Raw genomic sequence first — 12110 nt, 5'->3', positions numbered from 1 at the left:
ATTTCCAATGGCTGCCAGATTTCCAAAGATTGGGAGGCTGCTGAATCGCGGTTCGAAGCCCGGCGCGGGCGGATCGATCGTGGTCGAAGGTGCCCGCAAGGCGACCGGTGGCAAGGGCAGGACCCGCATCGTCATGACGATGGCGGTGTTCTTCGGCATCTATTCGACCATTGCCGGGCGGCTGGTTTATCTGGGTTTCCAGAATCCCGACCTGTCGGGCGGCCCGCAGAGCCGGGTGACGGCATCGCGACCCGACATCGTCGACCGTAACGGCGAAGTGCTGGCGACCGACATCAAGACCGCGTCGCTGTTTGCCGAACCGCGCCGCATCGTCGATGCCGACGAGGCGATCGAAAAGCTGTCGACGGTACTTCCCGAGATCGACTACGAGCAGACATACAACAAGCTGAAGAGCGGCGCCGGCTTCGTCTGGCTGCAGCGTCAACTGACACCGAAGCAGCAGGCCGACATCATGCAGCTCGGCATCCCCGGCTTCGGCTTCCGCACCGAAAAGCGCCGGTTCTATCCGGCCGGCGAAACCTCGTCCTACATTGTCGGCCTCACCAACATCGACAATCAGGGCATCTCCGGCATGGAGAAATACATCGACGAACAGGGTTTGAGCGACCTTCAGGCGTCGGGCCTGGCGGTAGCCAAGGATTTGAAGCCGGTGCAGCTCTCGATCGACCTGCGCGTCCAGCATATACTGCGTGACGAGGTCGCCACCGGCATGGAAAAGTACCATGCGATCGCGGCGGGCGCCGTTGTGCTCAACGTCAAGACCGGCGAGGTGCTGGCGATGGCCTCGGTTCCGGATTTCGATCCGAACAATCCCTATAACGCTCAGGACAAGGACCGGCTCAACCGTATGTCGGCCGGCCTCTACGAAATGGGCTCGACCTTCAAGAGCTTCACCACCGCCATGGCGCTCGATTCCGGCAAGATAACGCTGCAAAGCCGCTTCGACGCGTCGCGCCCGATCAGGATCGGCCATCAAACCATCCATGATTTCCATGGCAAAGGCCGGGTGCTGTCGGTGCCGGAAGTGTTCATCTACTCGTCCAACATCGGCTCGGCCAAGGAAGCCGAAGCGGTTGGCATCGACGGACACCGCGAATTCCTGCATCGCCTGGGAATCCTCGAGAAGATGCAGACCGAACTGCCGGAAGTCGCTCGGCCGACCGAGCCCAAGGTCTGGAAGCAGGTCAATTCGATTACTATCGCCTTCGGCCACGGCGTGTCGACGACGCCGCTGCAGACAGCGGTCGGCTGCGCCGCGCTGATGAATGGCGGCTATCTGATGGACCCGACCTTCCTGCCGCGCACGCAGGAGCAGGCGATGGCGGTGGCCAAGAAAGTGGTCAGCGACAAGACCGTCGAGGGCATGCGCTATCTCTATGCACTCAATGCCGAAAAGGGATCCGGCCGCAATGCACGGGTGCCAGGATACCGGGTGGGCGGCAAGACGGGAACGGCGGAGAAGGTCGTCAACGGCCGCTACTCGAAGGAAAAGAATTTCAACGCCTTCGTTGCGGCTTTCCCAATGGACGATCCGCAATACATAGTGCTTACGATCGCCGACGAACCGAAGCCGGAAAAGCCCGGCATGGGTGCTACGGCCGCCTCGAACGCGGGCATCATGGCTGCAAACATCATCCGACGTGCGGCTTCCATGCTTGGCGTGAAGCCAGATTTCAGCCATGAAAATGGTGCAACGCTGGTTTCCTATCAATGATTCTTGGGGCGCGCCGGCAACTGCGCGCTATTTTGTTGCGATGAACGGGGTTCGATGAAGCTGAAAAATCTAGCCGGTATCCTGCCTGTCGGGGGGACAGCTTCCTTCGACATGGAGGTTACAGGGATTTCGTCGGATTCCCGCCAGGTAACACGGGGTGTCGTCTTTTTCGCGCTCACCGGCTCCAAGGCGGATGGCGCAGCCTATGCAGCCGATGCCGCGAGCCGCGGCGCTGCAGCGATCGTGGTCGGCAAGGGCAGTGCGGTCGCCGGGCTGCCAGTTCCAGTTCTTGTCGTAGACGATCCGCGCCTTGCGCTGGCGCTGAGTGCTGCCCGTTATTTCGGCAAGCAACCGCAAACCATGGTCGCGGTGACCGGCACCAGCGGCAAGACCTCCGTCGCCGCATTCACCCGACAGATATGGGAGCAGGCGGGTTTGGTCGCCGCTTCGATCGGCACGACCGGTGTGGTGGCGCCGGGCCGCAACGAATATGGCTCGCTGACCACGCCGGATCCGGTCGCGCTGCACAGGCTGCTCAAGGAGTTGGCGGAGGCCGGCGTCACCCACGCCTCGATGGAAGCGTCCAGCCATGGCCTCGACCAGCGCCGGCTCGACGGCGTCAAGCTTGCGGCCGGCGGCTTCACCAATCTCGGCCGCGACCATATGGACTATCATCCGACGGTCGAGGACTATCATCGCGCCAAATTGCGTCTGTTCGACGCGCTGCTGCCGAAGGGCGCGCCGGCCATCATCTTTGCCGATGACCCGTGGTCGGAGCCGACGATCAAGGCGGCGCGGGCAGCGGGACTGAACGTGCTGACGGTCGGCCGCCACGGCGATTTCCTGCGGCTGAAGCGGGTCGAGCACGAGCGCCACCGCCAACGCGCCGAGGTCGAAGTTGACGGCGTTCTCCATGAAGTCGACTTGCCGCTGGCCGGCGACTTCCAGATCGCCAATGCGCTGGTGTCAGCGGGCCTCGCCATTTCGACTGGAACATCTGTTGCCAAGGCATTGATAGCGCTAGAGAAATTGAAGGGTGCACCGGGGCGGCTCGACCTCGTTGGGACGGCTGCCAATGGCGCGCCGGTCTATGTCGACTACGCGCACAAGCCGGATGCGCTGGAAAACGTGCTGGCTTCGGTGCGCCCCTTTACCACCGGCCGCGTCATCGTCGTATTCGGTTGCGGCGGTGATCGCGACCGGGGCAAGCGGCCGATCATGGGCGAGATCGCCACAAGACTGGCCGACGTCGTCATCGTCACCGACGACAATCCCCGCTCGGAAGTCCCCGAGACGATCCGCGCCGCGATTCTCGCGGCCGCACCTGGCGCCATCGAGATCGGCGACCGGCGCAAGGCCATCCACGAGGCGGTCGGGATGCTTCACGCTGGCGACACGCTGATCGTGGCCGGCAAGGGCCATGAGGAAGGCCAGACCATCCGCACCGAGACCCTGCATTTTTCCGACCATGAGGAAGTTCGCTCGGCGCTGCGGGAGCAAGCGGCGTGAGCTATCTGTGGACCTCCGAGGCGCTGGTTGCCGCCATGGATGGCCGGCCGCTCGGTCCGATGCCTGAGGGCATCGCCGGCATTTCCATCGACAGCCGCAGCCTGCAGCCGGGAGACGCTTTCTTCGCCATCAAGGGCGAGGCCATGGACGGCCATGATTTCGTCACCGCCGCCATCAAGACGGGCGCCGGCGTGCTGGTCGTCGCCGAGGGCAAGCTGCCGTCGCTGGGACGGCTGACGGCACCGATGATCGTTGTTGAAGACGTGCTCGTCGCGCTGGAAAAGCTCGGTGTTGCCGCGCGCGCACGCTCAAACGCGAGGGTGATTGCCGTGACCGGATCGGCGGGCAAAACCACCACCAAGGAAGCACTGCGACACGCTCTCTCCGCGGTCGGTACCGTGCATGCATCGGCCCAGTCGTTCAACAATCACTGGGGTGTGCCGCTGACGCTGGCGCGCATGCCGCAGGATTGCGACTATGCCGTCTTCGAGATCGGCATGAACCATCCGGACGAGATCCGGCCTCTGGTCAAGATGGTCCGGCCGCATGTCGCCATCATCACGCTGATCGCCGCCGCTCATCTCGGCTTCTTCCGCAACATGGACGAGATCGCCAAGGCCAAGGCGGAGGTTTTCGAAGGGCTGGAGCCCGGTGGCGCTGCCCTTCTCAACCGCGACGACTCGCGCTGGAAGCTGCTGGAGAAGTTGGCGAAAGAGGCCGGCGTCGAGCATGTTTACGGGTTCGGCGAGAATGCCCGGGCGACCTTCAAACTGATCAAATGCGAGCTCAATGCCGATCACTCCGTCATCACCGCTAAGATTGGCGGGCATGAGATCGTCGCCAGGATCGGCGCGCCGGGCCGCCATATGGTGCAGAATGTGCTGGCGGTGCTGGGTGCAGCGCATCTGGTCGGCGCCGACGTCACCAGGGTTGCGCAGGCGCTGGCCGATCTTTCGCCCGAACGCGGACGCGGCAAGCGCTATGTGTTGCGTCATCCCAAGGGGCCGATCACGCTGATCGACGAGAGCTACAACGCCAATCCGGCGTCGATGAGCGCTGCGATGGCACTGCTCAACACGACACCGGTGTCGGGCGAAGGCAGGCGCATTGCCGTGCTCGGCGATATGCTCGAGCTCGGCAGCCATTCGGCGAAATTGCATGCCGCGCTTGCCGACCTGATCGTCGGCACCGACACGCGCACGGTTTTTCTCGGCGGTCCGGAAATGCGGGCGCTGGCCGACGTCTTGCCCGGCGAGATCAGGACGGAGTACCGCGCCGGCGCGGAAGATCTGAAACCGGTTCTTCTATCGGAATTGAAGCCCGGCGACGTGGTCATGATCAAATCGTCGAAGGGCATAGGCTTTTCAAAGCTGGTCGAGGCGTTGCTCGGCACGTTTCCGGCGGAAGCCACAACCAGCAGACAGACCTAGGATCGGTCCGGGGGACGCAAGCGCATGCTAACACTGCTCGTCGAATTTGCGGACAAGATCTCGGTCTTCAACGTCTTCCGCTACATAACATTCCGCACCGGCGGAGCGCTGATCACAGCGGCGCTGATCGTGTTCATCTTCGGACCGACCATCATCAATTCGCTGAGGCTGCGGCAAGGCAAGGGCCAGCCGATCCGCGCCGACGGGCCGCAGACGCATTTCAAGAAGGCGGGAACGCCGACCATGGGCGGACTGATGATCCTGTCCGGCATCGTCGGTTCCTCGCTGCTGTGGGCGAACCTGTCGAGCATCTACGTCTGGGTGGTGCTGCTGGTGACACTGGGATTTGGCTCAATCGGCTTTTACGACGACTACCTCAAGGTGACGAAGCAATCGCATCTCGGCTTTTCCGGCAAAGCGCGGCTGGGGCTCGAATTCGTCATCGCAGGCATCGCCGCCTGGGTGATCATGCATAACGGCCAGGCGCCCTTCTCGTCATCGTTGACATTCCCTTTCGCCAAGGAGTTTCTCGTCAATCTCGGCTGGTTCTTCATCCCGTTCTCGTGCTTCGTCATCGTCGGCGCCGGCAATGCGGTGAACCTGACCGACGGCCTCGACGGGCTGGCGATCGTGCCGATCATGATCGCCGCCGCATCCTTCGGCGTCATCGCCTATCTCTCCGGCAATGCAGTGTTCGCCGAATATCTGCAGATTCATTTCGTACCCGGCACCGGCGAACTTGCGGTGGTCCTTGGAGCGGTGATCGGCGCCGGGCTTGGCTTCCTCTGGTTCAATGCGCCGCCGGCGGCGATCTTCATGGGCGACACCGGCTCGCTGGCGCTGGGTGGGCTGATCGGCACGGTCGCGGTGGCGACCAAGCACGAGATCGTGCTGGTCATCGTCGGCGGCCTGTTCGTCGTCGAGATATTCTCGGTCATCATCCAGGTCGGCTACTTCAAGATGACCGGCAAGCGCGTCTTCCTGATGGCGCCGATCCACCATCATTTCGAAAAGCTCGGCTGGACCGAAAGCCAGGTGGTGATCCGCTTCTGGATCATCGCCGTCATCCTGGCGCTGGTCGGCCTGTCGACCCTGAAGCTCAGATAGGAGGCCGCTTGATCCCCGCCGCATCCTTTTCAGGCAAGCGCGTTTCGCTCTTCGGGCTCGGCGGCTCGGGGATTGCTACGGCGCGCGCACTGATCGAGGGCGGCGCGGATGTGCTGGCCTGGGACGACAATCCCGACAGCGTCGCCAAGGCCGGCGCGCTCGGCATCACGACAGCGGACCTGCGCGGCGCGGACTGGGCGAGGTTTTCCGCCTTCGTGCTGTCGCCCGGCGTGCCGCTGACGCATCCCAAGCCGCACTGGACCGTCGAGCTCGCGCGGGGCTCAGGCGTCGAGATCATCGGCGACATCGAGCTTTTCTGCCGCGAGCGGACAGCGCGGGCGCCGGCAACGCCCTTCATTGCCATCACCGGCACCAACGGCAAGTCGACGACCACGGCATTGACGGCGCACATCCTCAAATCGGCTGGGCGCGACACGCAGATGGGCGGCAATATCGGCCGCGCGGTGATGACGCTTGATCCGCCGCAGCCTGAGCGGCACTATGTGGTTGAGTGCTCTTCCTACCAGATCGATCTTGCCCCCTCGATCAATCCGACGGCCGGTGTGCTGCTCAATCTGACGCCGGACCATCTCGACCGCCATGGCACGATGCAGCACTACGCCTCGATCAAGGAGCGGCTGGTGGCCGGCAGCGAGACGGCAATCATCGGTGTCGACGATTCCTGGTGCGCCCAGATCGCCGATCGGCTGGAGCGAGCGGGCCGGCAGGTCATTCGGATCTCCAAGCGCCTGCCGCTGACCGACGGCTATTTCGCCGACGGCACCAACCTGATGGAAGCCGTGCACGGCCGCTACAGCCGGGTCGCCTTCCTCGAAGGCATCGGCTCGTTGCGCGGCCAGCACAATGCGCAGAATGCGCTGGCCGCCGCCGCCGCCTGCCTCAAGGTCGGGCTCGAGCTCGGCGAAATCCAGTCCGGACTGGAGAGTTTCCCGGGGCTGGCGCACCGCATGGAGCAGGTCGGCCGCAAGGGCCATGTGCTGTTCGTCAACGATTCCAAGGCGACCAATGCCGATGCCGCTGCACCAGCGCTGTCGAGCTTTGCGCGTATCTACTGGATTGCCGGCGGCCTGCCGAAAGAGGGCGGCATCGAGCCGTTACGCGGCTTCTTCCCGCGCATCGCCAAGGCCTATCTGATCGGCGAAGCTGCGCCGGCCTTTTCCGCGACGCTGGGCGAAGCGGTGCCCTACGAGATATCAGGCACGTTGGCGGCGGCAGTCGAACACGCCGCTCGCGAAGCGGCCAGGGATAGTAGCGGCGAGGCAGTGGTGCTGCTGTCGCCGGCCTGCGCCAGTTTCGACCAGTTCAAGAATTTCGAAGTCCGCGGCGAGGCGTTCAGGCAAGCCGCAACCGCCATTGATGGCGTGAAGCCCATCGGAGGGACACGATAATGCAAAGCCGTCTCGACAAAAGCCCTGTGGCGACCTGGTGGTGGACGATCGATCGCTGGTTCCTGGCGGCGTTCCTGTCGCTGATGGGGCTCGGCATCGTTTTGTCCTTCGCCGCAAGCCCGGCGGTGGCCGAGCGCATCGGGCTAGACAGTTTCCACTTCGCGACACGCCAGATTATCTTCACCATTCCGGCGCTTGGGGTAATGCTGGCCGTCTCGTTCCTTGAATCCAGGCAGATCCGGCGCATGGCGCTGGTCATGTTGTGCATCATGCTGTTTCTGATGGTGGCGGTGCTCTATATCGGCGTCGAGGTGAAGGGCGCGCGGCGCTGGGTGTCGCTAGCCGGCCTGTCGATCCAGCCGTCCGAGTTCCTGAAACCGGCCTTCGTCATCATCTGCGCCTGGCTGTTCGCCGAGCACAAGCGGCAGCCCGACATTCCGGGCAATCTGTTCGCAATGTTGCTGCTTGCGCTGGTCATCTCGCTGCTGGTGGCGCAGCCTGACCTGGGGCAAACCATGCTGGTGCTCGGCACCTGGGGGGTGATGTTCTTCATGGCCGGGTTGCCGTGGCTGTGGATCGTCGCGCTGGGTGCTGCCGGCGTCGGCGGCGTGTTCGCCGCCTATGCGGTGTTCCCGCACGTTGCCGGCCGCATCGACCGCTTCATGACCGGCGAGGGCGACACGTTTCAGGTCGACATGGGCCGCGAGGCGCTGATCAATGGCGGCTGGTTCGGGGTCGGGCCAGGCGAGGGTACCGTCAAGCGGGTCATCCCCGACAGCCATGCCGACTTTGTCTTCTCCGTCGCCGGCGAGGAATTCGGGCTGATCATGTGTTTCTTCATCATGTCCATCTTCGGCTTCATCGTGCTGCGCGGTCTCAACACGGCACTCAGGGAGCAGGACGATTTCACCCGCTACGCGGTGGGCGGCCTGGTCACGGTCTTCGGGCTGCAGTCGGTCATCAACATGGCCGTCAATCTGCAGCTGATGCCGGCCAAGGGCATGACGCTGCCGTTCATCTCCTACGGCGGTTCTTCGCAGATCGCGATCGCCATCTCGATGGGCATGGTGCTGGCGCTGACGCGCAAGCGCCCGGAAAAGCGCAAGCAGCTGGGCTTCATGCCGCCGCCGCGTGCGATGCCGGCGGAGTGAGATGGCGAAGGGGGTTATCCTTCTCGCGGCGGGCGGAACGGGCGGACATCTGTTCCCGGCCGAGGCGCTGGCACATGAACTGACCAGGCGCGGCTGGACGGTGCATCTTGCGACGGACGACCGTGCCGAGCGCTTTGCCGGGCAGTTCCCGGCGGCCGCCATCCATCCGATCCAGTCGGCGACGATGGGCTCGAAGAATCCTTTTGCCATGCTCGCCGCGTTTTGGAAAATCTGGCGCGGGGTTAGGCAGGCATCGGCCGTCATCGCCAGCATCAAGCCCGCCATCGTGGTCGGCTTCGGCGGCTATCCGACACTGCCGCCGCTTTACGCGGCGACCCGGCGCAAGGTGCCGACGCTGATCCACGAGCAGAATGCGGTGATGGGCCGCGCCAACCGGGCGCTCGCCGGCCGCGTCGACGCCGTTGCCGGCGGGTTCCTGCCGGAAGACATCAGTGCCACTGGCGCCAAGACGGTGACCACCGGCAATCCGGTCAGGCCGCAAGTATTGGAAGCGGCAAATACACCCTATGCTGCATCGGCCGGCGAAGAGCCGTTCCGGTTTCTGGTGTTTGGCGGCAGCCAGGGCGCGCAGTTCTTTTCCGATGCGGTGCCGGCGGCGATCGCCCGGTTTTCCGATGCACAGCGTAGGCGACTGGCGATCACGCAGCAGGCTCGCGCCGACGATGTGACGCGGGTGAAAGCCGCCTATGCTGCGCTTGGCATCGAGGCCGAGGTGTCGCCCTTCTTCACCGACATGGCGGCGCGGCTCGCGGCGGCGCATCTGGTGATGTCGCGCTCCGGCGCGTCGACCGTATCGGAAATCGCGGTGATCGGCAGGCCGGCGCTGCTGGTGCCTTATCCGCACGCGCTCGACCACGACCAGGCGGCGAATGCGGCCGCCCTTGCCGCAGCGGGTGGCGCCGAGGTGTATCCGCAATCCACGCTTTCGGCGGAGCGGATCGCTGCGCTTGTCGGCGGGCTGATGGATGATCCAGGCAGGGCGGCGACAATGGCTGCGGCGGCGAAATCGTCCGGTAAACCGGACGCAGCGCGGTTGCTCGCCGATCTGACAGAGGCTATTGCGTCCAGGAAATCCGTTTCGGAATTCAGGAAGGAGACGCGCGCATGAAGATGCCACAGACGATCGGCCTCGTGCATTTCATCGGCATTGGCGGCATCGGCATGAGCGGCATCGCCGAGGTGCTGCACAATCTCGGCTACAAGGTGCAGGGATCCGATCAGGCCGACAGCGCCAATGTGCAGCGGCTGCGCGACAAGGGCATCGAATGCTTCGTCGGCCATCACGCCGAGAATATCGGCGATGCCGAAGTGGTTGTCGTCTCGACGGCGATCAAGAAATCCAATCCGGAGCTGAAGGCCGCGCGCGAGAAACTGCTCCCCATCGTCCGGCGCGCCGAAATGCTGGCCGAGCTGATGCGCTTCCGGCAGGCGGTCGCGATCGGCGGCACGCATGGCAAGACGACGACGACTTCGATGGTGGCGACGCTACTCGATGCCGGCGGGCTCGACCCGACGGTGATCAATGGCGGCATCATCAATGCCTATGGCACCAATGCCCGCATGGGCGACGGCGAATGGATGGTGGTCGAGGCCGACGAGAGCGACGGCACCTTCCTCAAGCTGCCGGCCGAGATTGCCGTCGTCACCAATATCGACCCCGAGCATCTCGACCATTACGGCTCCTTCGACAAAGTGCGCGAGGCGTTTCGCCAGTTCGTCGAGAATGTGCCGTTCTACGGCTTTGGCGTGATGTGCACCGATCATCCCGAGGTGCAGGCGCTGGTCGGCCGCATCGAGGACCGGCGCGTCATCACCTATGGCGAAAATGCGCAGGCCGACGTGCGCTTCACCAATCACCGCATGGACGGCCCGACCTCGGAATTCGACGTGGTGATCCGCGACCGCAAGACGCACGGCCAGATAACGATATCAGGTCTGCGGCTGCCCATGCCCGGGCGCCACAATGTCTCCAATGCGACGGCGGCGATTGCCGTCGCGCATGAGCTCGGCCTTTCGGCTGAGGCAATCAAGAAGGGTCTGTCGTCCTTCGCGGGCGTCAAGCGGCGCTTCACCCATACCGGTTCGTGGAACGGTGTCGATGTGTTCGACGATTACGGTCATCATCCGGTCGAGATCACGGCGGTACTGAAGGCTGCGCGCAGCGCTACCAAGGGCCGCATCATCGCCGTTACCCAACCGCATCGCTTCACCCGGCTGCGCGATCTGTTCGACGAGTTTTCCGTCTGCTTCAACGACGCCGATACGGTAATGGTGGCGCCCGTCTATGCGGCCGGCGAGGAACCGATCGACGGCGTTACGTCCGACGCACTGGTGTCGCGCATCCGCTCCGGCGGCCATCGCGACGCACGCTACATCGAGGGTCCGGCGGCGATTGCGCCGATCGTGCGCGAGGTGGCGAAGCCGGGCGATTTCGTCGTTTTCCTCGGCGCCGGCAACATCACCCAATGGGCCTATGCGCTGCCCAAGGAACTCGGCGGGACCATCTCATGATGCGCGGCCAGGCGTTGATCGAGAAGCTTGGCGACCGGCTTGCCGGACTGCGCGGCCGCATCACGCCCAATGCCGAGATGGACAAGATCACCTGGTTTCGAGCCGGCGGGCTCGCGGACGCATTGTTCCAGCCGGCCGACGAGGACGATCTTGCCGCGTTCCTGAAGGCGGTGCCGGAGGAAATTCCGCTGACCATCGTCGGCGTCGGCTCGAACCTGCTTGTCCGTGACGGCGGCATTGCGGGCTTTGTCATCCGGCTTTCGGCCAAGGGCTTTGGCGAGACCGAAGTGATTGCGCCGACCACGATCAAGGCGGGCGCCGCGACACCCGACAAGCGCCTTGCGACCGTCGCCTATGATGCGGGCATCGGTGGCTTTCATTTCTACCACGGCATTCCCGGCGCCATCGGCGGAGCGCTGAGGATGAACGCCGGCGCCAATGGCGTCGAGACGCGCGAGCGTGTGGTCGAGGTGCGGGCGCTCGATCGCAAGGGCAATGTTCATACGCTGAGCAATGCCGACATGGGCTATGCCTATCGCCATTCCGCAGCGCCGTCCGGGCTGATTTTCACATCGGCGCTGCTCGAAGGCGTTCTCGAGGACAAGGCGGCGATCAAGGCTGCGATGGATGCTGTCCAGAACCATCGCGAGACCGTGCAGCCGATCCGCGAAAAGACGGGTGGCTCGACCTTCAAGAATCCCGAGGGCACCTCGGCCTGGAAGGAAATCGACAAGGCCGGCTGCCGCGGCCTGATGGTCGGTGGGGCGCAGATGTCGCCGATGCATTGCAACTTCATGATCAACACCGGAACGGCCACAGGCTACGAGCTTGAATATCTCGGTGAGACGGTGCGTGCGCGTGTGCTCGAAAGATCGGGCATCCGGCTGCAGTGGGAGATCAAGCGCATCGGCAATTTTCGGCCGGGCCATGCCGTCCAGGAATTTCTCGGGCAGTTGCTTTAGGCAAGCCGACCGCCGTTGCCTTTCGGACTCATGAATTCACATTTTGCTGCCGTTTTTGCGGAAAGTGAATCCATCGGAATCGTAAGCACTTGCCAGCGAATCAACTCTCTGATTCTCTGCCCTGAAGCGTTTCCTGATTTGAGTCGTTTCGACGCGTTACTCGCGTTTCCGTCTGGGGGGCAACCTGCCGGGAGACTCGGACTCAATGTTGCGGAAACACGGGAGCGAAATTGCTCGGGCGCATTTGAGTGCGTGCGATGCTTTTCGGGGCATGC

9 protein-coding genes are annotated in these 12110 nt (G+C 63.7%); all 9 read left to right on the top strand.

What is annotated here, in order from left to right; all coding sequences use genetic code 11:
- Positions 1-7: 7 nt before the first annotated feature.
- From NKH70_RS15905 to murB, 9 genes are read left to right on the top strand one after another with little or no spacing between them, the layout of a single operon-like run.
- Entirely contained in the window at positions 8-1735 is a 1728-nt protein-coding gene (locus NKH70_RS15905; protein WP_353025609.1) for a peptidoglycan D,D-transpeptidase FtsI family protein, read from the top strand.
- Positions 1736-1789: 54 nt separating this feature from the next.
- A complete protein-coding gene (locus NKH70_RS15900; RefSeq protein WP_352912756.1) occupies positions 1790-3244 on the top strand; it encodes a UDP-N-acetylmuramoyl-L-alanyl-D-glutamate--2,6-diaminopimelate ligase in 1455 nt (484 codons plus the stop codon).
- Positions 3241-4674 (top strand): UDP-N-acetylmuramoylalanyl-D-glutamyl-2,6-diaminopimelate--D-alanyl-D-alanine ligase, encoded by a 1434-nt coding sequence (locus NKH70_RS15895; RefSeq protein ID WP_352979858.1) that lies wholly within the window; start codon positions 3241-3243, stop codon positions 4672-4674. The genes NKH70_RS15900 and NKH70_RS15895 overlap by 4 nt, the downstream gene beginning before the upstream one ends.
- 24 nt (positions 4675-4698) lie before the next feature.
- Positions 4699-5781: a phospho-N-acetylmuramoyl-pentapeptide-transferase gene (mraY, locus tag NKH70_RS15890; RefSeq protein ID WP_023676767.1), complete on the top strand. Its 1083-nt coding sequence runs from the start codon at positions 4699-4701 to the stop codon at positions 5779-5781.
- A gap of 8 nt (positions 5782-5789) precedes the next feature.
- Positions 5790-7190, top strand: coding sequence for a UDP-N-acetylmuramoyl-L-alanine--D-glutamate ligase (gene murD, locus NKH70_RS15885; protein WP_352912758.1), 1401 nt, complete (start codon positions 5790-5792; stop codon positions 7188-7190).
- Complete coding sequence (ftsW, locus tag NKH70_RS15880; protein WP_352716811.1) at positions 7190-8341, top strand: putative lipid II flippase FtsW; 1152 nt, start codon at positions 7190-7192, stop codon at positions 8339-8341. Before murD ends, ftsW begins: the two co-directional genes overlap by 1 nt.
- Position 8342: 1 nt before the next feature.
- Positions 8343-9470, top strand: coding sequence for an undecaprenyldiphospho-muramoylpentapeptide beta-N-acetylglucosaminyltransferase (gene murG, locus NKH70_RS15875; RefSeq protein WP_352716810.1), 1128 nt, complete (start codon positions 8343-8345; stop codon positions 9468-9470).
- Complete coding sequence (murC, locus tag NKH70_RS15870; RefSeq protein WP_352716808.1) at positions 9467-10873, top strand: UDP-N-acetylmuramate--L-alanine ligase; 1407 nt, start codon at positions 9467-9469, stop codon at positions 10871-10873. The genes murG and murC overlap by 4 nt, the downstream gene beginning before the upstream one ends.
- Positions 10870-11835, top strand: coding sequence for a UDP-N-acetylmuramate dehydrogenase (gene murB / locus NKH70_RS15865; protein WP_352716806.1), 966 nt, complete (start codon positions 10870-10872; stop codon positions 11833-11835). Before murC ends, murB begins: the two co-directional genes overlap by 4 nt.
- The last annotated feature ends 275 nt before the right edge of the window (positions 11836-12110 follow it).

It is taken from the genome of Mesorhizobium sp. M0991 (assembly GCF_040318915.1).
In the GTDB taxonomy this organism is placed as follows: Bacteria; Pseudomonadota; Alphaproteobacteria; order Rhizobiales; family Rhizobiaceae; genus Mesorhizobium.
This window is presented reverse-complemented; position numbering and strand designations above follow the sequence as displayed.